Raw genomic sequence first — 22,887 nt, 5'->3', positions numbered from 1 at the left:
GCCCGGTCCCATTCCGAACCCGGAAGCTAAGGCCACCTGCGCCGATGGTACTGCACTCGACAGGGTGTGGGAGAGTAGGTCACCGCCGGAACATCCTTCACGAAAGGGGACCCAGATTTGGGTCCCCTTTCGTCGTTTTACACCCGGTGCCGCTAGGACGCTCAGCGGCGCGTGATTGAATTTGTGGTGGCGGGGACTTCCCGCCAGACCCTCACGCGCGCCAGCGCCGCGGGCCGGGACCGCAGGCAAACTATAGAGAGGGCTCACCGTGGCGGAGCAGAACGACGACCGCAAACCTTTCCGCCGGAGCAGCGGTGGATCCGGTCAGGGCGGCGGCTTCGGCGGCCGGCCGGCGCGCGACAATTCCGGCGATCGGCGCGACGAGGGTAGATCGGGCTTCCGCAAGGATCGCAACGAGGGTGGCAGCCGCGACGGCGGCTCCTCTCGCAGCGGTGGTGGGTTCCAGCGCAGCGGTGACAGCCGGGGCGGTCGCGACAACGCGGGCCGCGGCGGATTCAACCGCGACAACGCGGGCAGCGATCGCGGCGGCTACAGCCGCGGCGGCGACCGCGACAATCGAGGGAGTGACCGGGGCGGCTTCAACCGTTCCGAGGACAGCCGCGGCGGTTTCAACCGCGGTGGCGGCGACAGCCGGGGCGGCGAGCGTGGCGGGTACAGCCGCGGCGGCGACAACCGGGGTGGGTTCAACCGCGGCGACAGCCGTGACGGTGAGCGCGGCGGCGGGTTCAATCGCGGTGGCGACAACCGTGGCGAGCGTGGCGGATTCAATCGCGGTAGCGACGATCGCGGTGGCGACCGCGGCGGTTTCAAGCGCGATGACAACCGTGGCGGCGAGCGCGGGGGCTACAACCGGGGTGGCGACAGCCGGGGCTCCGACCGTGGTGGATTCAATCGTGGCGGCGACAGCCGTGGCGGTTTCAAGCGCGATGACAATCGCGGTGGTGAGCGCAGCGGCGGTTTCAACCGGGGTGGCGGCGATCGGGGCGGTTTCAACCGCTCCGATGACAACCGTGGCGGCGAGCGCGGCGGCTTCAACCGCGGCAGCGACAGCCGTGGCGGATACAACCGAGACGACAACCGCGGCGGTTTCAACCGCGGTGGCGGTGGTGAGCGCGGCGGCTTCAACCGTGGCGGCGACAACCGTGGCTCGGATCGCGGCGGGTTCAACCGCTCGGACGATCGTGGTGGCTTCAAGCGTCCGGATGATCGCGGCGGTGACCGTGGCGGTTTCAAGCGCGATGACAATCGCGGTGGCGAGCGCAGCGGTGGCTTCAATCGCGGTGGCGGCGATCGGGGTGGTTTCAACCGCTCCGACGACAACCGTGGCGGCTACAACCGCTCGGACGACCGTGGTTCCGATCGTGGCGGCTTCAGCCGTTCGGACGATCGGGGTGGCGATCGTGGCGGCTTCAAGCGTTCGGATGATCGCGGCGGTGACCGCGGTGGTTTCAAGCGCGATGACAATCGCGGCGGCTACGAGGGCGGCCGTGACCGGGCCGAGCGCGGCGATCGTGACGAGCGGAAGAGCTTCGGCCGCAGCGGTTCCGGTGAAGGTGACCGGGCCGAGCGCCCGGCCGGCAATCGCCCGGAGCGGGCCGAGCGTTCGTTCTCCGGCGGCGACGACCGTCGCCGGGGCGGCGAGGGTGCGCGGTCCGGTGGCAGCGAGCGGCGGGCCGGTCGGCCCGATGAGCCCGAGTTGCCCGACGACGTGCAGGCCGCCGACCTGGAGCCCGCGGTTCGCCGCGATCTGCTGAGCCTGGACAAGTCCAACGCCGAGACCGTGGCCCGGCACCTCGTCATGGTGGCGCAGCTGCTGGGCGAGGATCCCGAGCTGGCGCTCGAGCACGCACGCGCCGCCCGGCAGCGGGCCGGTCGTATCGCCGTGGTCCGCGAGACCAACGGTGTCGCGGCCTACCACGCCGGCGAATGGGCCGAGGCACTGTCCGAGCTGCGGACCGCGCGCCGCATGTCCGGCGGCTCGGGTCTGCTGGCCGTCATGGCCGACTGCGAGCGCGGACTCGGCCGTCCCGAGCGCGCCATCGAGCTGGGCCGCAGCGATGAGGCCCGGCTGCTGGAGGGCGACGAGGCCACCGAACTGCGCATCGTCGTCGCCGGCGCCCGCATGGACCTGGGCCAGTTCGATCAGGCCGTGGTGACGCTGCAGACCGCCGAGCTCGATCCCGCGCGCACCGGTTCGGCCGCCGCGCGCCTGTTCTACGCGTACGCCGAGGCGCTGCTGTCCGCCGGTCGCAGCGAGGAATCGCTGACCTGGTTCATGAACGCCGCGTCCGCGGACACCGACGGTGAGACCGACGCCGAGGAGCGCGCCGCCGATCTGGCCGAGGGCGGCGACGGCAGCGGCTGGACTCTGACCGAGGATGACGCCGAAGACGAAGCGGACGAACCGGATTGGACCGCCGCGGTCGAGGACGACGAGGACGACGACGAGAGCGATGACTCTCCCGAGGTTCTCGATGCCGCCGATTCCGGCACCGCCGCCGCCGAGTTCGGCGATGATGACGACACCGCGAATTCGGGCTCGAAGGCCGAAACCGCCGGTGCGGCCGGTACATCGGCCGTGACGACCATCGAAGATCCGCCCGGTGACCTGACCGAGGCGGCCAAGGATGACGATCGGTCCTGAAGTCGGCGGGCAGAGCTGACATTCGGCGTGACCGCCGCCCGGCACGGGCGGCGGTTCGCTCGGGGACCGGGAAGTGAGAAGGGGCGGCGCTATGCGGCTACGGGATCGATTCGGCGCGCTACTGCTGGATCTCGACGGGACGCTCTATCGCGGGCACGAGGTGGTTCCCGGTGCGCCGCAGGCGCTTTCGGGTGACTCATCCGGCGACGGCCCGGGTCAGCGGCTCATGTACGTGACCAACAACGCCAGTCGATCGGCCGCCGCCGTGGCCGAGCATTTGCGCGAACTGGACTATGCCGCAACGGAAGACGATGTGGTGACCAGCGCCCAGGCCGCCGCCGGTCTGCTGGCCTCCCGGCTGGACCGGGGCGCGACCGTGCTCGTGGTCGGCACCGACGATCTCGTCGCCGAGGTGCGTGCGGTCGGACTCGAGCCGATTCGCCGTTTCAACGGCGTGGCCCCGGCCGCGGTCGTGCAGGGCCACAATCCGCAGACCGCCTGGGCCGATCTGGCCGAGGCCGCCTACGCGCTGCGCGCGGGTGCGCTCTGGGTGGCGGCCAACACCGATGCCACCCTCCCGAACGAACGCGGCCTTGCCCCCGGCAACGGTTCGATGGTCGCCGCCCTGCGCACCGCCTCCGATCGCGAGCCCATCGTGGCGGGCAAGCCGTACGCCCCCCTGATCGAGGATGCCCTGCTGCGCGCGGGCACCCGCGACGCCCTGGTGGTCGGCGACCGCCTCGACACCGACATCGACGGCGGCCACAGCGTCGGCCTGCCCTCCCTGCTGGTCCTGACCGGCGTCAGCACCCTGGCCGACCTGAACACCCAGCCCGCGGACCGCCTGCCCACCTACGTGTCGCAGTCGCTCGACGCCCTGAACCAGCCGGTCGCCGATATCGCCCCCGTGGCCCCCGGTTCCGCCGACATCGCCGAGACCCTGGCCAAGCTCTTCGCCGAGCACCCGGGCCGCGCGATCCCGGTGGCCGCGCCCCCCGTCGCGTAACCCTGCGACGTCTCCGCCCGCACGATGCGCTGCGTGTCGCGGAGGCGGAGCCCACTCCCGGGTATCGAAGCCCGACTCCCGGTTGGTGTGTTTCCCAGCGTATTCGCGGTCGGCATCGGAGCGGGCTTTCTGGTGCGCGCACCGTGACGGTTGTCGACCCGCGTCCTGTTACCGGCTGAGCGTGGATGTCGCGCGGTGATGGGGCGTGTGCGGGAACGGGGAGCGCGAATTGGTCCGTGAGACTTGGGGCGAAGTGGCTCTCGGATCCCTCGCGCCCGCTGAACTACGGTCGAGCCATGAGCGAACTACGGGAGATCTTCGCGGGTGAGACCGGGCTGGGCGGCCCGGCGCTGCTGGAGTTGCGGCCGCGGTGGGGGAGCGCCGAGGCGATCACGCAGCTCGTCGACGAGCAGTTGCGGCCCGCCGGGTACCGGCTGGTCGGTGTCTTCGATGACACGTCCGATTACGCGCGCTCGATCCTGGGTTTCCGCGTCACGCATTCGACCGCGTGGGGCCGGTTCGTCTACGTCGATGACGTCAGCACCGTCCCCGAAGCCCGCGGTCACGGATACGCCGACCAACTCGTCGGCTGGGTGAAGGGCGAGGCCGCGCGGCTGGATTGTGAAGCGGTGCACCTGGATTCCGGCGTTGCCGCGAGCCGTGCCGCGGCGCACCGTCTGTATATGCGCCATCACCTGGCGATCACCTCGCATCACTTCTCGGTCGAGGTGTGAGCAGGCGGCGAGGGCACGTCGCAGCGGGCCACCGAACGGCGGATCCGAGCCGCGGCCGTCGGGTGGACATCATGTGGGGCCGGTCCGGAAACCCCACCGTGCCGACCATCTCCGACGGCAGGTGAGCCGGCACGGTCAGGCGGGTTTGCGCGCCTCGACCAGGGTTCGGGCCGAGTAGGCGACGAACGGCCCGTCGGCCTCGATCGACCGGTGCAGCTCGGCCAGCCGGTCGCGGTACTGCGCGACGGTGAAGCCCGGCACCATCCAGATCACCTTGCGCAGGAAGTACACCACGGCCCCGATGTCGTTGAACTCCATGCGAAGCCGCTCGGTGCGGGACTGCACGATCTCGAGTCCGGCGGCGCGCGCGTCGGCCGCCTCGCGTTCGGGATCGCGGCCCTTGCGCGCCTCGGGCTGCGGTCCCAGGAAGTACTCGACGAGTTCGAACACGCTCGCCGGTCCGACGTGCTGGGCGAAGTAGACGCCGCCGGGTTCGAGCACCCGGGCGATCTCGTCCCACCAGATGGTCGCCGGATGCCGGCTGGTGACCAGGTCGAAGGCGTCGGCCGCGAAGGGCAGCGGCGGTTCGTCCGGATCGGCGACCACCACCGCCCCGCGCGGATGCAGCAGCGCGGTGGCCTTGGCCAGATTCGGCGGCCAGGACTCGGTGGCGACCATCGTCGGCGGGAACCGCTCCGCCTCGGCCAGCACCTCACCGCCGCCGGTCTGGATGTCGAGCGCGGCCCGGGCGGTCGCCAACCGGCCCGCCTGCTGCCGCTGATAACCCCACGACGGCCGCTCCTCGGTGGCCCGACCCGCCAGCCAGGAGAAATCCCAGCCGGCCACCGAGACCGCGTCCGCGGCGGCGATCAGATCCTCGAAGGTGCGTTCCATGGGGTCGATTCTCGCCGATAGCTGTCGTGCGCTCGGACCCGGCACGGTACGTGTGTTCGAATGCGGGTTCGGGTAGCGTTGTCGCCACCATGAGTACGCCAAGCCCTGCCCCGTACGGCGCCGCCGCCGCGCAGCTACCCGGTCAGGGGCCCCGCCCGGGGGCTCCGTTGCCCGGTCAGCACCTGCCCGGCGCGCATCAGGAGTTCGCCGACCCGCAGCGGATACGCGCGGAGGTCGACGCCCTGCTGACCGAATTGACGGCCGGTGCACGGGAATCCACGTCCGACGGCACGGATATCGTTCGGCGCGCTCGCATTCTGGAGCAGGCGCACGACGTGCTGGTGCAGGCGCTGGCCACGGTGGACAAGGTCTGAAGGTGGCCAAGCGCGCACGGGTGGACGCGGAACTGGTTCGCCGCGGACTGGCGCGATCGCGGGAACACGCGGTCGAGCTGATCGCCGCGGGTCGCGTCCTGATCAACGGCAGCGTCGCCACCAAGGCGGCGACGGGCGTCGAGGCCAGTGCCCCGCTGCTGGTCCGGGACGAGCCCGACGAGGTGCAGTGGGCCTCGCGCGGCGCGCATAAACTGCTGGGCGCGCTCGGTGCGTTCGAACCGCTCGGGGTCTCGGTCGAGGGTAAGCGCTGCCTGGACGCGGGCGCGTCCACCGGCGGCTTCACCGATGTGCTGCTGAGCCGGGGCGCGAAGCAGGTCGTGGCCGCCGATGTCGGTTACGGCCAGCTCATCTGGCGTTTGCAGAACGACGATCGGGTGCTGGTCCACGACCGCACGAACGTTCGCGCACTGACGGCCGAACTCATCGGCGGCACAGTCGAATTGGTCGTCGCCGACCTGTCCTTCATCTCCTTGGGCCTGGTGCTGCCCGCGCTGGCGGCCTGCTGTGCGCCCGGCGCGGACCTGCTGCCCATGGTCAAGCCGCAGTTCGAGGTCGGCAAGGACCGGCTCGGATCCGGTGGCGTGGTGCGCGATCCGGCGCTGCGCGCGGAAACCGTCCTCGAGGTCGCGGCCGCCGCGGCGAAGCTGGGGCTGCGTACCCGGGGCGTGGTGGCCAGCCCGCTGCCCGGCCCGTCCGGGAATGTGGAGTACTTCCTGTGGTTGCGTAATGAGGCGGCGGGAGCCCCCGCCGCGGGAGAAAATACTGTCGCGCAGCAAGAAGCCGATCAATCCGCCGGTGGCGATACCGTGTCGGTCGTAACCGATACTGTGTCGGCCGCAGTGGATTCGGCCGCCGCCGCGGATCTCGCGTTCACCGCCTTCGGGCCGGCGGAGCGGGATCGCGTGCGGCTGTTGATCGATCGGGCGGTTCAGGAGGGACCACAGTGAATTCGCCGGGCACCGGACGGGAAGTCCTGCTGGTCGCGCATCCCGGGCGATCGGAGATCACCGAGACCGCGCACCGGGCGGCCAAGATATTCGCCGAGGCCGGTATCGGGCTGCGGGTGCTCGAGGACGAGGCCTACAGCACCCGTTTCGATCTCGACGAGCAGGGCGAGCCCGACGGCGGCTATCCCGTGCGCGTCATGGCACACACCCCCGACGCGGCGGTGGGCGCGGAGATGGTGCTCGCCCTCGGCGGCGACGGCACCTTCCTGCGCGCGGCCGAGCTGGCTCGCAACGCCTCGGTGCCGGTGCTGGGAATCAATCTGGGCCGCATCGGCTTTCTCACCGAGGCCGAGGCCGAGCATCTGGACGAGGCGCTATCGCAGGTCGTGCGCCGCGATTACACGATCGAAGAGCGCATGACCATCGATGTGAGCGTGCGTGTCGACGATGTGCTCGTCGACTCGGGCTGGGCGCTCAACGAGGCCAGCATCGAGAATGCCGCGCGCATGGGCGTTCTCGAAGTGGTGCTCGAGGTGGACGGCCGCCCGGTGTCGTCATTCGGTTGCGACGGTGTGCTGGTGGCCACTCCGACGGGGTCCACCGCATATGCCTTCTCCGCCGGCGGACCGGTGGTGTGGCCGCAACTCGAAGCGCTGCTGGTGATTCCGAGCAATGCCCACGCCCTGTTCGCGCGACCCCTGGTGACCAGCCCCGATTCCCGGATCGCGGTGGAAACCGTTGCCACGGGCCATGATGCGATAGTTTTCCTCGACGGCCGTCGCACCCTCGCATTGCCGCGGGGCGGCCGGGTGGAGGCGGTCCGCGGGACCGAATCGGTGCGGTGGGTGCGGCTCGATTCCGCGCCGTTCGCCGACCGGATGGTGCGCAAATTCCAGTTGCCCGTGACAGGCTGGCGAGGCCGAGCGTCTGCGCGAACGGAGAGCACGAGTGCTGACAGAGATCAGGATTGACGGGCTGGGCGTAATTTCCACCGCCACCGCGCAATTCCATGAAGGGCTGACCGTCCTGACCGGTGAGACCGGTGCGGGCAAGACCATGGTGGTCACCAGCCTGCACCTACTCAGCGGAGCCCGCGCCGATCCCGGGCGGGTGCGCCTGGGCGCCTCGCGGGCGGTGGTCGAGGGGCGGTTCACCGTCGACGCGGTGCACGACGGCGCGATCCTCGAGGTCAAGGAGGTGCTCGAATCCTCCGGCGCGGAAACCGATGACGACGGCAGCATCATCGCCGTGCGCACGGTCGGCAGCGACGGCCGCTCGCGCGCGCATCTGGGCGGCCGCAGTGTTCCGGCCTCGGTGCTCTCGGATTTCACCACCCCGCTGCTGACGGTGCACGGGCAGAACGATCAGCTGCGGCTGCAACGGCCGGATCAGCAGTTGCACGCGCTGGACCAGTTCGCCTCCGACGCCGTCGCGCCGCTGCTGCGCAAGTACCAGAAGGTGCGCCGCACCTGGCTCGAGGCGCGCAATCAGCTGCTCGAGCGCACCGCGCGCAGCCGGGAACTGGCCCTGGAGGCCGATCATCTGACCCAGTCGCTCAACGAGATCGACTCCATCGCACCCGAACCCGACGAGGACGCGCGGATCGTGATCGAGGTGCGCAGGCTCTCGGATCTGGATTCGCTGCGCGAGGCCGCCGCGGCCGCGCACGACGCCCTGGCAGGTCCGTCGGACACGCCCGGCGAGGGCTCGGGCGCGCTGGATCTGCTGGGCACCGCGCGCGCCCGCCTGGAGGCCGCCGACGATCCGGCCCTGACGGCGCTGGCCCCCCGGCTGGGCGAGGCGCTGTCGGTGGTGGTCGACATGACGACCGAACTCAGTTCCTACCTGTCGGATCTGCCGTCCGATCCGGGCGCACTGGATTCGCTGCTCACCCGGCAGGCCGAACTCAAGACGCTGACCCGCAAATACGCGCCGGACATCGACGGCGTCATCGCCTGGGCCGACGAGTCCAGAACCCGCCTGCAATCGCTGGACGTCTCGGACGAGGCGCTGGCCGCCCTGGCCGCGGAGGTGGAGACCGCCGCGGACAAGGTGCGCGAGGCCGCCCGCAAGCTCACCGTCGCCCGCAGCAAGGCCGCGGGCAAGCTGGCCACCGCCGTCAGCGCCGAACTGAGCGGGCTGGCCATGGGCCGGGCCCGGCTCGAGGTCGGGGTGCGCCCGGTTCCGGCCGCTGCGCAGGATTCCGCGCCGCTGCTGGTGGACGGGCAGGAGTTGCACGCCGGTTCGACGGGCGTGGACGAGGTCGAATTCCGGCTCGCCGCGCATTCGGGCGCGCAGCCGCTGCCGTTGAGCCGCAGCGCGTCCGGCGGTGAGCTCTCGCGCATCATGCTGGCGCTGGAAGTGGTGCTGGCCAGTTCCGAGCACGGCACCACCATGGTCTTCGACGAGGTCGACGCCGGCGTGGGCGGTCGGGCCGCGGTCGAGATCGGCCGTCGCCTGGCGCAATTGGCGCGCACCCACCAGGTCATCGTGGTGACCCACCTGCCGCAGGTGGCGGCGTTCGCCGACACGCACCTGGTGGTCGACAAGGTCGACGACGGCAAGGGCGTCAATTCCGGGGTGCGCTCGCTGACCCGCGACGAGCGCGTCGTGGAGCTGGCGCGCATGCTCGCCGGCCTGGACGACACCGAGACCGGCCGCGCGCACGCCTGGGAACTGCTCACCACGGCGGACGCGGAGAAGGTCACCGCCGCACACTGATTCGCCCGCACGACGCCGAACGGCCCCCGAACACACCGTGTTCGGGGGCCGTTCGCATCGGATTCACCGCTTCCGGCGCGCTGCGGAACACCTCTCGCGCCGCGCGGTTCCGGGTCGTGGACGACCTCGGGCTGTCGCGCGGCGGTGCGGCTCGCGCCGGATCAGCCGATCATGTGCCCGGCAATGCCTATTTGACGGCCTTGCGGGCGCCTGCCAGGAACTGGTTGATCAGCGCGCGCAGCCCGATCTCCAGCACCTTGCCCGGCAGCGGCAGGCTGGGCTCGGACTCCATCGTGTAGACCACGCGGGTGCCCCCGGGTGCGTCGGCGAAGGTGACGGTGCCGTAGTGCCGCTTCACCGGCGCGCCCTTGACGATCTTGTAGACGAAGCGCTCGTTGGGGACCAGTTCGACGGTCTCCTCGGTGACGCCGACCGGGCCCAGACCCAGCTGGTACTGCGCGCCCACGCCGGACGGGCTACCCGCGCCCGGCTTCTTGAGCACGATCTGGATCGGCATGTAGCTCGAAATGCCGTCGCGCTCGGTGAAGAGCTTGTAGACGACGTCGCGCGGGGCGTTCAGGACAGTATCGACGGTGGTGCTGACCATAACGGTGGTGTCTCCTCTCGAACCGTTGACCGGAGCATATCTGTACCGGATGTTCACGGATACCGGCATCACTGTGACTGGTGTGGCATCACAGTGACGAATGCGGCAGCCCGGCGCGCCTCCACCACAGGTTGAGACTTTCCGATAATCATCAGTTGCTATGAAGATGCTGGGACTGCTGTCGCGTAGCTCCGAAACGCTCCCCGGAATCGTGGGGCCGGCCCGGGTGGACCGCAACACCAGGCGTCTGCTGCAGCGCGTCGGACCGGGCGACGTGGTCGTCCTGGACGAGATGGATCTGGACCGGCTGACCGCCGACCGGCTGGTGCAGGCCCGGGTCGCCGCGGTGGTGAACGCCTCGCCCTCCATCTCCGGCCGCTACCCGAATCTGGGTCCGGAGGTGCTGGTGGCCAACGGCGTCCTGCTGCTGGACGCGGTCAGCTCCGATGTCTTCACCCGGATCAAGGACGGCGCGAAGGTTCGCGTCGACGGCGGCATCGTCTACGCCGACAGGTCGATCAAGAAGGAACCCGAAGCGCTCGTGGAGGGCATCGAGCTCACCGAACTCGGTATCGCCGAGCGCATGATCGAGGCCCGCAACGGGCTGGCCGATCACCTGGAAGCCTTCTCCGGCAACACCATCGAGTTCATCCGGACCGAAAGCTCTTTGCTGATAGACGGTATCGGCGTGCCCGAGGTCGCGGTGGACATGCGCAAGAAGCACGTCGTGGTGGTCGCCGACGGACCCGATCACGCCGACGATCTCAAGCGCATCAAGCCTTTCATCAAGGAGTACGCGCCGATCCTCATCGGCGTCGGCCGCGGCGCGGACACCCTGGTCCGGCACGGCTACCGTCCCGATCTCATCGTGGGCGATCCCGAGGAGATCACCGCCAACACCCTCAAGTGCGGCGCCGAGGTGATCCTGCCCGCCGATACCGACGGGCACGCCAAGGGTTTGGAACGAATCCAGGACCTGGGCATCGGCGCGACCACCTTCCCGTCCTCGGGCGCGCCGGCCGATCTGGCGCTGCTGCTGGCCGATCACCACGGTGCGAGCCTGATCGTCACCGCCGGCGCCGCGGTCTCGCTCGACGAGTTCTTCGATCGCGGCCGGCGCGACTCCAGCCCGGCCACCTTCCTCACCAGATTGAAGATCGGCACCAAACTCATGGACGCGAAAGCCGTTGCGGTGCTGTACCGGCAGCGCGGTTCGGGCTGGGCGATCGCCCTGGTGGTGCTGGCCGCGCTGGTGGCGCTGATCGTGGCGATGCTGGCCACCCACATGGGTACCGAGGTGCTCGACTGGGTGACCAACGCCTGGGATCGCACCTGGCTGTGGATTCAGACCACGATCGACGGAATCAGGTAGGGGAGTCGTGCTTTCCTTTCGCCACCATGCTGTTTCGATCGCCGCCATCTTCCTGGCCCTCGCGGTCGGCGTGGTCCTCGGCAGTCAGACCAGGTCGGACGGGTTCATCCCCGGCAAGGGCGACCGCCCCGGCAGTGACGCGCTCATCGCGGAAAACGACCGTCTCACAGCACAATTGCGCGCCGCCGACGACTTCTTGTCCGGCAGTTCGGGCAAACTGCTCGCGGGCAACCTCGCCGGGCGCAGCGTCCTGGTGTTCGCCGCCCCGGACGCCGACTCCGCCGATGTCGACTCGGTGACCGCGGCGCTGCTGGCCGCGGGCGCCGCGGTCACCGGCCGGGTCACCCTCGCCGAGGCGTTCACCGACTCCGGCGAGAGCGACCGGCTGCGCACCGCGCTCACCAACGTGGTGCCCGCTGGCGGGCAACTGCGCATCGACGCCCCGGACCAGGGCAGCCTGGCCGGTGATCTGCTGGGCCAGGTGCTGCTCACCGATCCGGCCACCGGGCAGCCGCGCGGCACCGACCCCGAACGCGGTCTCGCCCTGGAGACCCTGCGCGGCGGCGGCTTCCTCACCTCCGATGTGCAGGGTCCCGCGCAACTGTCGGTCGTGGTGGCCGGCGACGGCGCCCGCGCGCCGGAGAGCAATCGCGGAACCATCCTGGCGCGCTTCGCCGCCGGCCTGCGCGCACATTCGGCCGGAGTGGTGCTGGCGGGTCGCTACGGCGCGGCCGAGGGGCCCGGCGCGATCGCCGTGGCGCGTTCGGAGGCCCCGCTGGCAACGATCACGACCGTGGACAATGTTGACCATCAGATCGGCCGCATCACCACCGTGCTCGGGCTCACCGAACAGCTGAACGGCGGCACCGGGCGATACGGCACCGGGGCCACCGCGACCTCGCTCACAGTCGTGGCGATGCCGCACTGACCGGATCCGGCCGCCGACGGGCAATATTCGCGTTAACGGCGGCCGCCGGGCCGGAATCGAGCGGATGTCCCGCGCGTGGCATTCGATCGGCATCCGGGGTTCGTGTTACCGTGAAGTCCCGTGGGTCAATCACGGATTCCGGCGCGCGCGGCCACGAAACACATCTTCGTCAGCGGTGGCGTTGCCTCTTCACTCGGTAAGGGTCTGACCGCCTCCAGCCTCGGTCAGCTGCTCACGTCTCGCGGTTTGCGCGTGACGATGCAGAAGTTGGATCCGTACCTCAACGTCGATCCAGGCACGATGAATCCTTTCCAGCACGGAGAGGTTTTCGTGACCGAGGACGGCGCGGAAACGGACCTCGACGTGGGTCACTACGAACGCTTCCTCGATCGCGATCTCTCCGGGATCGCGAATGTCACCACCGGTCAGATCTATTCGACCGTGATCGCCAAGGAGCGCCGGGGCGAGTACCTCGGCGACACCGTGCAGGTCATCCCGCACATCACCGACGCCATCAAGGCCCGGATCACCGCCATGGCGGAGCCGGACCTGCACGGCCAGATCCCCGATGTGGTCATCACCGAAATCGGCGGCACCGTCGGCGATATCGAATCGCAGCCGTTCCTCGAGGCGGCGCGTCAGATCCGCCACGAGGTCGGCCGGGACAACTGCTTCTTCCTGCACGTCACGCTCGTGCCCTACCTGGGTCCCTCCGGTGAGCTCAAGACCAAGCCGACCCAGCATTCGGTGGCGGCGCTGCGCAATATCGGCATCCAGCCCGATGCCCTGATCCTGCGCTGCGACCGCGATGTGCCGGAACCGCTCAAGAACAAGATCGCGCTCATGTGCGACGTGGACGTGGATGCCTGCATCTCGACCCCGGACGCGCCGTCGATCTACGACATCCCCAAGGTGTTGCACCGCGAGGGCCTGGACGCGTACGTGGTGCGCCGCCTGGGCCTGCCGTTCCGCGATGTGGACTGGACCGTGTGGGGCGATCTGCTCGATCGGGTGCACAACCCGCGCGAGCACGTCACCGTCGCGCTGGTCGGCAAGTACGTCGATCTGCCCGACGCCTACCTCTCGGTCACCGAGGCGCTGCGCGCCGGCGGGTTCGCCTCGCACGCCAAGGTGAACATCCGCTGGGTGCAGTCCGACGAGTGCGAGACCGAGGCCGGCGCGCGTACGCACCTGGCCGACGTCGACGCCGTGCTCATTCCGGGCGGCTTCGGCATTCGCGGCATCGAGGGCAAGGTCGGGGCGATCAAGTTCACCCGCACCCGCGGCATTCCCACCCTGGGCCTGTGTCTGGGCCTGCAGTGCATGGTGATCGAATCCGCGCGTTCGGTGGGCCTGGACGACGCCAACTCGACCGAGTTCGAGCCGGACGTCAAGTACCCGGTCATCTCCACGATGGCCGATCAGGAACAGGCCGTGGCCGGTGAGGCCGACCTGGGCGGCACCATGCGCCTGGGCGCGTATCCGGCGGTGCTGGAGCAGGATTCGGTGGTGGCGCAGGCCTACGGCAGCACGGAGGTGTCCGAGCGGCACCGCCATCGCTTCGAGGTCAACAACACCTACCGGGACAAGATCGCCAAGAGCGGCCTGCGTTTCAGTGGAACCTCCCCGGACGGCCACCTGGTCGAGTTCGTGGAGCTGCCGCAGGACCGGCATCCGTTCTTCGTCGCCACCCAGGCGCATCCGGAGCTCAAGTCCCGCCCGACCCGTCCGCACCCGCTGTTCGCGGCGCTGATCTCGGCCGCGCTGAAGTACAAGGCGGCCGAACAGCTTCCGGTCGAGCTGGCTCCCGAGCCCGCTCCAGCGGCCGAGCCCGCGACGGGCAAGGCCTCGTCGGCCAAGGCCGCCAAGGGCGACAAAGTCAAGAGCTGACGGTCACCGGCGCACCGCCGCCGCTGCCACACCGGCCCGGTCTCGAACGTCCCTCGGGGGTTCGGGACCGGGCCGGTTCGCGTTCGCCCCGACGCTCGCGGCCGGGTCGTCGACCGGGACGGCGGGCGTGGCCGAACAGTTGGTCGTGTTGCGCGGCGAGGCCGGTCGCGTTCGCACGGGGCGCGGGTCGCGGCGGTCCTCCCCGGGCCGCGGAGTGCGCCCGGAGGGGGCGGATACAGTTGGCTCATGGCTGAATCCGCGCCCGGCACGCACGACTTCGACATCGCCTCGAGCCGCACCGTGTACACGGGCGCGATTCTGGCGCTGCGACTGGATCAGGTGGTCATGCCCGGCGGGCGGGTCGCCGAGCGCGAGGTGATCGAGCATCACGCCGCGGTGGCGGTGGCGGCGGTCGACGAGGACGACAACCTGGTGCTGATCAACCAGTACCGCCACCCGGTCGGCCGCCGGCTGCTCGAGCTGCCCGCGGGGCTCCTGGACGAGCCGGGGGAGGATCCGCTGCACGCGGCCAAGCGCGAACTGGCCGAGGAGACCGGGCTGGCCGCGCGCGACTGGTCGGTGCTGGTCGACATCGAGCTCTCGCCCGGCTTCACCGACGAGGCGCTGCGGATCTACCTGGCCTCGGGCCTGTACGAGACCGAACAGCCCGAACCCGAGCACGAGGAAGCCGACCTGCAGGTGCTGCGGGTGCCGGTGGCCGAGGCCGCGCGCCGGGCCCTCGCGGGTGAGATCACCAACGCCACCGCGGTCGCGGGTGTCACCGCGCTGCTGGCCGCCCGCGCCGCCGGCCTCGAGCCCCGCCCCGCCGACGCACCCTGGCCCGGCCTGCCCACGAAGTTCCTGGACCGCAAAGCCGCTGAAAAATAGCGGGATTGCGGCACTGCCCGCCGAGCTGCGGTGCTGGTCAGGGCATTTCGAGTCGATCGCGTTCCGCCGGGAGACGCGCGGGCCGGTCGAGGTGCCGTCCGTTGTCGGTGGCCGGTGCCATCATGGCAGCGTGCTGAGCCGCCGAATCGACGCCTACCTGGACCATTTGACGGTCGAGCGCGGTATGGCGCGCAACACGCTCAGCGCGTATCGGCGCGATCTGGGCCGATATCTGGATTTTCTGACCGACCGTGCGGTGGCGGATCTCACCGACGTTCGCGAGTCCGATATATCCGATTTCGTGGTGTGGCTGCGCGCGGGTGACGCGGATCATGCCGCGCTGGCGGCCAGTTCGGCCGCGCGCGCCCTGGTCGCGGTCCGCGGCCTGCATCGTTTCTCGGTCGCCGAGGGTGTCACCGAGGCCGATGTGGCGCATCCGGTCAAGCCGCCGACTCCCGCCCGCCGCCTGCCCAAAGCGCTGCCGTACGACCAGATCTCACGTTTGCTGGACGCCGCCGGTGCGGAGGGCCCCGACGCGCCACGCGGATTGCGAGACCGCTCGCTGCTGGAATTGCTCTACTCCACCGGTGCGCGCATCTCCGAGATCACCGCCCTGGACGTGGACGACATCGACACCGCCGAGCGCGCTGTCGTGCTGCGCGGCAAGGGCGGTAAGCAACGCATGGTGCCGATCGGGCGGCCCGCGCTGGCCGCGGTGGACGCCTACCTGGTGCGCGGCCGGCCCGAGCTGTCGAGTCGCGGCCGATCCACCCCGGCGCTCTTCCTCAATCACCGCGGCGGCCGGCTCACTCGCCAAACCGCTTGGCAGGTACTGCATTCCGCGGCCGAACGCGCCGGAATCGCCGCCGGCGTCTCCCCGCACACGCTGCGGCATTCGTTCGCCACGCATCTGCTGGACGGTGGCGCGGATGTACGCGTGGTGCAGGAGTTACTCGGTCATGCCTCCGTAACCACAACGCAGATCTACACTCTGGTGACTGTCGGCACGCTCCACGAGGTGTGGGCAACCGCCCATCCACGTGCCCGCTAGCGGGGCTGAAGTGCAGCTTTAGGGTGCGTGTCCGAACGTGGGTCTTACGCTGACAGACGGTAGCGTCTATTGGTGACCCGGCCGCACACGCGGTCGGGCGCGTCCCCACCGGCACTTTCGGTCGGGCGGGCAAGGGCAGGTACGTCGAAGGAGTAGCGGACGTGACGAAAGCCGGTGGTGCGGGCCAGCGGATCGAGACCGCCGCGCAAACCCTGTGGGAAGCCGCAGATGTGGCCAGCAGCCCGGAGCTCGGTCCGACCGGGCGCCCGCTGCGCGACATCCCGGACCCGCCGGAGGCCGACCACACGGGGGACGCGCTGGTCGTGGCGATGTGCAACCAGAAGGGCGGGGTGGGCAAGACCACCTCGACCATCAATCTCGGTGCGGCACTGGCCGAATACGGGCGCCGGGTGCTGCTGGTGGATCTGGATCCGCAGGGCGCGCTCTCGGCCGGGCTCGGGGTCGCGCATCACGATCTCGATCTGACCGTGCACAACCTGCTGGTCGGGCCGGGCAAGATCAGCGTGGACCAGGTGCGGATGAACACCAAGGTGGACGGCATGGATCTGCTGCCGTCCAACATCGATCTGTCGGCGGCGGAGATCCAGCTCGTCAACGAGGTCGGTCGCGAGCACACCCTGGGCCGCGCACTGGCGCCGCTGCGCAGTCGGTACGACTACATCCTCATCGACTGCCAGCCCTCGCTGGGTCTGCTCACCGTGAACGCGCTCGCCTGCGCGGACGGTGTGATCATTCCCATGGAATGCGAGTACTTCTCGCTACGCGGGCTGGCGCTGCTCAACGACACCGTGGAGAAGGTGCGGGACCGGTTGAATCCGTCCCTCATCCTGTACGGCATCGTTGTCACCATGTTCGATGCCCGTCTGCTGCATTCGCGCCAGGTCATGACGCGCGTGGTCGAGGTGTTCGGTGACCTGGTCTACGACACCGTGATCTCGCGCACCGTGCGCTTCCCCGACGCCAGCGTCGCGGGTGAGCCGATCACCACGTGGGCGCCGAAATCCGGTGGCGCGGAAGCGTATCGGGCGATGGCGCGGGAAGTCATTCACCGGTCGGGCCGTTGAGCGATGCGGCTGCGCCGTCCGCTGCCGATACCGCGGACGGAGAAACCGGCGTGCCCACCGCCGAAGGCGAGGCCGATTCCGGCGCGAAGACCGGATTTCACCTGCGGCTCACCAATTTCCAGGGCCCTTTCGACCTGCTGCTGCAGCTCATCGCCTCGCGTCGGCTCGACGTCACCGAGGTGGCGCTGCACAAGGTCACCGACGAGTTCATCGCCTACACCAAGGCGCTGACCGCGAGCATGTCCGGGGAACAGGGCCTGCGCGCGGACAAGATCCTGGACCTGACCACCGAGTTCCTGGTGGTGGCCGCGACCCTGCTCGATCTGAAGGCCGCGCGGCTGCTGCCCTCGGGCGAGGTCTCGGACGAGGACGATCTGGAATTGCTGGAGGCTCGCGACCTGCTTTTCGCGCGCCTGCTGCAGTACCGCGCCTTCAAACAGGTGGCCGAATTGCTCGGCGAACTCGAGGCCGCTGCGCTGCAACGCTATCCGCGCGCGGTCTCGCTCGAGGAGCGCTACCTGGAGTTGTTGCCGGACGTTACCCTGGGGGTGGATGCCGCGGCCTTCGCGGAGGTCGCCGCGACCGCGTTCACCCCGCGCCCGGTGCCCACCGTCGGGCTCGATCACATTCATCAGCACTCGGTCTCGGTCGCCGAACAGGCGGCCCTGGTCCTCGAGATGCTGAAGAGCCGTGGTGCGGGCGGCTGGACGAGCTTCACCGAGCTGTGCGCCGACTGCGAGGTGCCGGTGCAGATCGTCGCCCGCTTCCTGGCCCTGCTCGAGCTCTACCGTGGCAAAACCATCGAGTTCGACCAGCCCGACCCCCTGGGCCCGCTGGCGATCAGCTGGATCGGCGAGCTCGCGGACCAACCGGCCGAGCCGGTGACGATCGAGGAGGATTACGGGTGACCGAGTCAGTGCGCGCTGCCGGCGACGATGCCGGTGACGTCGAGGCCGGCGCGGCCGACCCCGTCGCGACCACCGCGCAAACGGATTCGAGCGACCCCGTGCTGACGGACTCCGAGGCGGGCACCGCCGATTCGGCGGCCGCCGATGTCTCGTCCGGCGTCGCGGACGAGGGCCCGGCGCATGCTGACGCGGATATCACAGGTGAATCCGCACACGCTCCCGCCGCGGCGGCCGAGGCGCCGGGGCAGGCGCGGCTGGACTTCGGGGACGAGGCGGAGGCGGGGGAGTTCGACGCCCTCGACGAGGACGAGCTGCGGTCGGCGCTCGAGGCGATGCTGCTGGTCGTGGACGCGCCCGCGCCCGTCGAACTGCTGGCGGCAGCGGTCAACGACACCGCGCGGCGGGTGGAGACCCTGCTGCGGGAGATGTCGGCGGAGCTGACCGTGCGGCGCAGTGGCATGGATCTCAGGTTCGTGGGGGACGGCTGGCGTTACTACACGCGGACGGAGTTCGCGCCCTACGTGGAACGTATGCTGTTGGATGGCGCGCGCTCGAAACTGACCCGCGCCGCTTTGGAAACACTGGCGGTCATCGCGTACCGTCAACCGGTTACCCGAGCCCGTGTGAGTGCGGTGCGCGGAGTGAATGTGGACGGCGTGATCCGCACCCTGCTGGCGCGGGGACTGATCACGGAAAGCGGTACGGACCCGGATACCAATGGCACCCGGTACGCCACCACCGAACTGTTCCTGGAACGGATCGGACTCCCGTCCCTGGCGGAGTTGCCGCCGTTGGCGCCCTTGCTTCCGGGCGTCGACCTGATCGACGAGATCAACGAGAGCCTGGAGACCGACCCCCGGTACACCAGGCTGAAAAAACCAGCCGAGGCGGACATCGACCTCGGCGCCGAGGATTGAAACAAGGACATCGTGAATACTCCCGCTCGCCGAGATGGCACACCGGAACGCAGTAAGGGTTACGAACCCAGAGGGTCCCAGCCGACCCGAGGCAGGGCCGACAGGTCCGCCCGAAGTGGCGATTCTTATGGCTCGCGCGGTGCGTCCGCACCGCGGAGCGGAGCTCGTGGCGACGCGCAGTCCTGGGGCGGCGGCTCCGGCCGCGGCGATTCCCGGGGCGGTTCGCGCGGTGGCGCCGGCTCCTACGACAACTCGCGCGGTGGTTCGCGCGGCGCCGGCTCCTATGAAGGCTCGCGCGGCAATTCGCGCGGCGCCGGTTCGTCCTACGAGGGCTCGCGCGGCGGCTCGGGGTCGTACGGCGGTTCGCGCGGCGGCTCCGATTCCTACGGTTCGCGTGGTGGTTCCGACTCGCGCGGCGGCGCGCGGGGCGGTTCGGGCTACGGCGAATCGCGGTCGTTCGGCGGCAACTCCGGCCGCGGCGGCTACGAAGGTTCGCGTGGCGGCGGCAACTCCGGCAACTCCGGCCGCGGCGGCTACGACGGTTCGCGCGGCGGAAACGCTTCGCGCGGTGGCGGTTACGAGGGTGCACGCGGCGGTAATTCCTCGCGTGGCGGCGGCTACGAAGGTTCGCGTGACGGAAACTCCTCGCGCGGCGGTGGTTACGACGGCTCGCGGGGCGGCAGCTCGACCCGCGGCGGCTCCTACGAAGGCGCGCGCGGCAATTCGCGCGGCGCGGCCCCGTCGGCTCGCACCAATTCTTCCGCTCCGCGCGGCGGCGACGCCCGAGGCGCGCAGGGCCGCAGCGGTTTCGGCCGCCCCTCCGCGCCCAGCGCGCAGCCCGCTGCCAAGAAGGTGCATCGGCCCTCGCCGGACGTGTCGGTGCTGCTGAGCAACGCCAAGCCCGCCCGGCACCAGCACGTCGATCAGCCCGAGGCCGGCGGCCCGAAGAAGCTGCCGTGGGGCGAGGGCGAGCGTTTGCAGAAGGTGCTCGCCAAGGCGGGTGTGGCCTCGCGCCGCGCCGCCGAGGAGATGATCGACGCCGGTCGCATCGAGGTCGACGGCAAGATCGTGCGCGAGCAGGGTCTGCGCATCGACCCGCAGAACGCGGTGGTGCGCGTGGACGGCGTGCGCGTCGTGGTTCGGGCCGAGCAGGTCTACCTGGCGCTGAACAAGCCCAAGGGCTGGCAGTCCACCATGAGCGACGAGATGGGCCGCCCGTGCGTCGGCGATATCGTCGCCGAGCGGGTCGCCGCCGGTCAGCGCCTGTTCCACGTCGGCCGCCTGGACGCCGACACCGAGGGCCTGCTGCTGCTCACCAACGACGGCGATCTGGCGCACCGCCTGATGCACCCGTCGTTCGAGGTGTCCAAGACCTACCTGGCCACAGTCAACGGCGAGGTCAAGGAGCGTCAGGTCGCCAAGCTGCTGCGCGAGGGCGTGGAGTTGGAGGACGGCCCGGCCAAGGTCGACAAGTTCGTGGTGCTCGAGGTCGGTCAGGGCCGTTCGCTGGTCAAGGTCGTCCTGCACGAAGGGCGCAAGCACATCGTTCGCCGGCTGCTGGCCGCGGTCGATCATCCGGTCATCGCGCTGGTGCGCACCCATATCGGCCCGGTCGCCCTGGGCGATCAGCGGCCGGGTGCGCTGCGGGTGCTGGGCCGGGACGAAATCGGGAAGCTCTACGAGGCGGTGTCGTTGTGAATGGTGTGGGTTCTCTGATCGACAGGACCGGTGCGGTGACGGGTAGTTCGTCGCTTGTCGTTGCCATGGACGGCCCGTCCGGCACCGGCAAGTCCAGTGTTTCGCGCCTGCTGGCCACGCGCCTGCAGGCGAGCTATCTCGATACGGGCGCCATGTACCGGGTCGCGACGCTGCGCGTGCTGCGCAGCGGCGTGGATCTGGACGATGCCGCCGCGATCGGGGTGGCGGTCAAGGAATTGCCGCTGACCATCGGCAACGATCCGAGCCGCGAGGTCATTCTGCTCGACGGTGAGGACGTGTCCTCGGAGATCCGCGGCGACGCGGTGACCAAGGCCGTGTCCGCCGTATCCGCGGTGCCCGAGGTGCGCGACCTGCTGGTCGCCATGCAGCGCGAGATCGCCGCGGCCGCGGGCCGGATCGTGGTGGAGGGCCGCGACATCGGCACCGTCGTGCTCACCGACGCCGACGTGAAGATCTATCTGACCGCGTCCGCGCAGGCTCGGGCGCAGCGCCGCAACGCGCAGAACGTCGCCGAGGGCCGGGGCGACGATTACGAAGCGGTGCTGGCCGATGTGCAGCGCCGCGACAACCTCGATTCCACCCGCAAGGTGTCCCCGCTGCGTCCCGCCGAGGACGCGATTCTGGTCGACACCAGCGAGCTGAACAAGGACGAGGTTATCGACGAGCTGTATCGCGTTGTGCGGCAGCAGATTTCGGCAGGAGGATCGCAGTGACGCAGGACACCTTCGCCGGTGACGGCATCTGGTCGGACGAATCCGACTGGGAGATAGCCGAACTCGAAGGCGAGGAGAGTGGCGAGTTCCTCGCCATGCCCACCCTGGCCATTGTCGGCCGGCCGAACGTCGGCAAATCGACTCTGGTGAACCGCATTCTTGGCCGTCGCGAAGCGGTGGTCGAGGATGTCCCGGGCGTCACCCGCGACCGCATCTCGTACGAGGCCAACTGGTCCGGACGGCGATTCCTGGTGCAGGACACCGGCGGCTGGGAGCCCGACGCCAAGGGCCTGCAGCAGTCCGTCGCTCGCCAGGCCGAGGTCGCCATGAGCACCGCGGACGCCATCCTGGTCGTCGTGGACGCCACGGTCGGCGCCACCTCCACCGACGAAGCGGTGGCCAAGGTGCTGCGCCGGTCCAAGACCCCGGTCATCCTGGTGGCCAACAAGGTCGACAACCAGAAGATCGAATCCGATGCGGCCGAGCTGTGGTCGCTGGGTCTGGGCGAGCCCAAGATGATCTCCGCCGCGCACGGTCGCGGCACCGGTGATCTGCTCGACGACATTCTGGCCGTGCTGCCCGAGACCCCGCGCGAAGGCACCGGCCAGGTCGGCGGCCCGCGCCGCGTGACGCTGGTCGGCAAGCCGAACGTCGGCAAGTCCAGTCTGCTGAACAAGCTGTCGGGCGCCGAACGTTCGGTCGTGCACGATGTCGCGGGCACCACGGTCGACCCGGTCGACTCGCTGGTCCAATTGGGCGGCAAGACCTGGAATTTCGTCGACACCGCGGGTCTGCGCCGCAAGGTCGCCAACGCCAGCGGCACCGAGTTCTACGCGTCGCTGCGCACCAAGTCGGCCATGGAGGCCGCCGAGGTCGTGGTCATGCTGATCGACGCCTCGCAGCCGGTGACCGAGCAGGATCTGCGCGTCATCTCCATGGTGGCCGAGACCGGCCGCGCGCTGGTCATCGCCTACAACAAGTGGGATCTGGTCGACGAGGACCGGCGCGAGCAGCTCGAGCGGGAGATCGACCGCGAGATGGTGCAGGTCCGCTGGGCGCAGCGGGTCAACATCTCCGCGCACACCGGTCGCGCGGTCCAGAAGCTGGTTCCCGCGATGGAAACCGCCCTGGATTCGTGGGACAAGCGCATTTCGACCGGCCGCCTGAACAATTGGCTCAAGGAGGTCGTGGCCGCGACCCCGCCGCCGATGCGCGGCGGCCGGCTGCCCCGCGTGCTCTTCGCCACCCAGGCGTCGACCCGCCCGCCGACGTTCGTGCTCTTCACCACCGGCTTCCTCGAGGCGGGCTACCGCCGCTTCATCGAGCGCAAGCTGCGCGAGGAGTTCAACTTCGACGGCTCGCCCGTGCGCGTGAACGTGCGCGTGCGTGAGAAGCGGGACCGGGGCAAGAAGTAGCGGCGCCTCGACCGGCCCTCGATCGCGAGTGA

The 22,887-nt window shown here is 69.8% G+C and carries 18 protein-coding genes, 1 rRNA gene and 2 pseudogenes; 19 read left to right on the top strand and 2 right to left on the bottom strand.

The features are described from left to right. From rrf to ACFVBH_RS23910, 4 genes and pseudogenes are all read left to right on the top strand, one after another. Window positions 1-91 (top strand): 5S ribosomal RNA (gene rrf, locus ACFVBH_RS23925); the annotation flags it as partial. A 1,350-nt stretch (window positions 92-1,441) separates the two neighbouring features. Further along, window positions 1,442-2,359: pseudogene (locus ACFVBH_RS23920) on the top strand (hypothetical protein); the annotation flags it as partial. 397 nt (window positions 2,360-2,756) lie between these two features. Further along, window positions 2,757-3,671: an HAD-IIA family hydrolase gene (locus ACFVBH_RS23915; RefSeq protein ID WP_354991638.1), complete on the top strand. Its 915-nt coding sequence runs from the start codon at window positions 2,757-2,759 to the stop codon at window positions 3,669-3,671. 296 nt (window positions 3,672-3,967) lie between these two features. After that, complete coding sequence (locus ACFVBH_RS23910; protein ID WP_379004527.1) at window positions 3,968-4,405, top strand: GNAT family N-acetyltransferase; 438 nt, start codon at window positions 3,968-3,970, stop codon at window positions 4,403-4,405. 135 nt (window positions 4,406-4,540) lie between these two features. Here the strand turns inward: ACFVBH_RS23910 and ACFVBH_RS23905 are convergent, their stop codons facing one another. Further along, entirely contained in the window at window positions 4,541-5,299 is a 759-nt protein-coding gene (locus tag ACFVBH_RS23905; protein ID WP_379004525.1) for a class I SAM-dependent methyltransferase, read from the bottom strand. An 89-nt stretch (window positions 5,300-5,388) separates the two neighbouring features. Between ACFVBH_RS23905 and ACFVBH_RS23900 the strand changes: the two genes are divergently transcribed. Genes ACFVBH_RS23900 through recN form a run of 4 tightly spaced genes read left to right on the top strand, consistent with a single transcriptional unit; the run spans window position 5,389 to window position 9,362 of the window. Then, entirely contained in the window at window positions 5,389-5,673 is a 285-nt protein-coding gene (locus ACFVBH_RS23900; RefSeq protein ID WP_354991641.1) for a hypothetical protein, read from the top strand. A 2-nt stretch (window positions 5,674-5,675) separates the two neighbouring features. Continuing rightward, the gene (locus tag ACFVBH_RS23895; protein WP_379004523.1) at window positions 5,676-6,641 is read left to right on the top strand and encodes a TlyA family RNA methyltransferase; all 966 of its coding nucleotides are present in this window, start codon (window positions 5,676-5,678) and stop codon (window positions 6,639-6,641) included. Further along, window positions 6,638-7,612, top strand: a complete 975-nt coding sequence (locus ACFVBH_RS23890) for an NAD kinase (RefSeq protein ID WP_354991643.1) — start codon at window positions 6,638-6,640, stop codon at window positions 7,610-7,612. Before ACFVBH_RS23895 ends, ACFVBH_RS23890 begins: the two co-directional genes overlap by 4 nt. After that, on the top strand, window positions 7,590-9,362 hold the full coding sequence (recN, locus tag ACFVBH_RS23885) for a DNA repair protein RecN (protein ID WP_379004520.1): 1,773 nt from the start codon (window positions 7,590-7,592) through the stop codon (window positions 9,360-9,362). Before ACFVBH_RS23890 ends, recN begins: the two co-directional genes overlap by 23 nt. A 187-nt stretch (window positions 9,363-9,549) precedes the next feature. Here the strand turns inward: recN and ACFVBH_RS23880 are convergent, their stop codons facing one another. Continuing rightward, window positions 9,550-9,969 carry an SRPBCC family protein gene (locus tag ACFVBH_RS23880; protein ID WP_354991861.1) on the bottom strand — a complete coding sequence of 140 codons (420 nt, stop codon included), beginning with the start codon at window positions 9,967-9,969 and terminating at the stop codon, window positions 9,550-9,552. A gap of 160 nt (window positions 9,970-10,129) precedes the next feature. Between ACFVBH_RS23880 and steA the strand changes: the two genes are divergently transcribed. The 11 genes and pseudogenes from steA (at window position 10,130) to der (ending at window position 22,855) form a co-directional block, all read left to right on the top strand. Next, window positions 10,130-11,341, top strand: a complete 1,212-nt coding sequence (gene steA / locus ACFVBH_RS23875; protein ID WP_379004517.1) for a putative cytokinetic ring protein SteA — start codon at window positions 10,130-10,132, stop codon at window positions 11,339-11,341. Window positions 11,342-11,348: 7 nt separating this feature from the next. Continuing rightward, window positions 11,349-12,269 carry a copper transporter gene (locus tag ACFVBH_RS23870; protein ID WP_379004515.1) on the top strand — a complete coding sequence of 307 codons (921 nt, stop codon included), beginning with the start codon at window positions 11,349-11,351 and terminating at the stop codon, window positions 12,267-12,269. A gap of 120 nt (window positions 12,270-12,389) precedes the next feature. After that, the gene (locus ACFVBH_RS23865; protein WP_354987980.1) at window positions 12,390-14,159 is read left to right on the top strand and encodes a CTP synthase; all 1,770 of its coding nucleotides are present in this window, start codon (window positions 12,390-12,392) and stop codon (window positions 14,157-14,159) included. 246 nt (window positions 14,160-14,405) lie between these two features. Beyond that, window positions 14,406-15,047 carry an NUDIX hydrolase gene (locus tag ACFVBH_RS23860; protein WP_354987981.1) on the top strand — a complete coding sequence of 214 codons (642 nt, stop codon included), beginning with the start codon at window positions 14,406-14,408 and terminating at the stop codon, window positions 15,045-15,047. Between the two features lie 130 nt (window positions 15,048-15,177). After that, entirely contained in the window at window positions 15,178-16,098 is a 921-nt protein-coding gene (gene xerD / locus ACFVBH_RS23855; RefSeq protein WP_379004511.1) for a site-specific tyrosine recombinase XerD, read from the top strand. 191 nt (window positions 16,099-16,289) lie between these two features. After that, window positions 16,290-17,183: a ParA family protein gene (locus tag ACFVBH_RS23850; protein ID WP_354988032.1), complete on the top strand. Its 894-nt coding sequence runs from the start codon at window positions 16,290-16,292 to the stop codon at window positions 17,181-17,183. Between the two features lie 50 nt (window positions 17,184-17,233). Continuing rightward, window positions 17,234-18,091, top strand: a complete 858-nt coding sequence (locus tag ACFVBH_RS23845) for a segregation/condensation protein A (protein ID WP_354987983.1) — start codon at window positions 17,234-17,236, stop codon at window positions 18,089-18,091. Window positions 18,092-18,345: 254 nt separating this feature from the next. Next, the gene (gene scpB, locus ACFVBH_RS23840; RefSeq protein ID WP_354988033.1) at window positions 18,346-19,008 is read left to right on the top strand and encodes an SMC-Scp complex subunit ScpB; all 663 of its coding nucleotides are present in this window, start codon (window positions 18,346-18,348) and stop codon (window positions 19,006-19,008) included. Between the two features lie 885 nt (window positions 19,009-19,893). Next, window positions 19,894-20,706 (top strand): annotated as a pseudogene (locus tag ACFVBH_RS23835) (pseudouridine synthase); the annotation flags it as partial. A gap of 65 nt (window positions 20,707-20,771) precedes the next feature. Further along, window positions 20,772-21,440 (top strand): (d)CMP kinase, encoded by a 669-nt coding sequence (gene cmk / locus ACFVBH_RS23830; RefSeq protein ID WP_354988034.1) that lies wholly within the window; start codon window positions 20,772-20,774, stop codon window positions 21,438-21,440. Further along, complete coding sequence (gene der, locus ACFVBH_RS23825) at window positions 21,437-22,855, top strand: ribosome biogenesis GTPase Der (RefSeq protein ID WP_379004508.1); 1,419 nt, start codon at window positions 21,437-21,439, stop codon at window positions 22,853-22,855. Before cmk ends, der begins: the two co-directional genes overlap by 4 nt. Window positions 22,856-22,887: the final 32 nt, after the last annotated feature.

Source organism: Nocardia sp. NPDC057668 (assembly GCF_042799795.1).
Taxonomy (GTDB): domain Bacteria; phylum Actinomycetota; class Actinomycetes; order Mycobacteriales; family Mycobacteriaceae; genus Nocardia.
The sequence above is the reverse complement of the archived record's forward strand: the minus strand, read 5'-3'. Positions and strand labels throughout refer to the sequence as shown.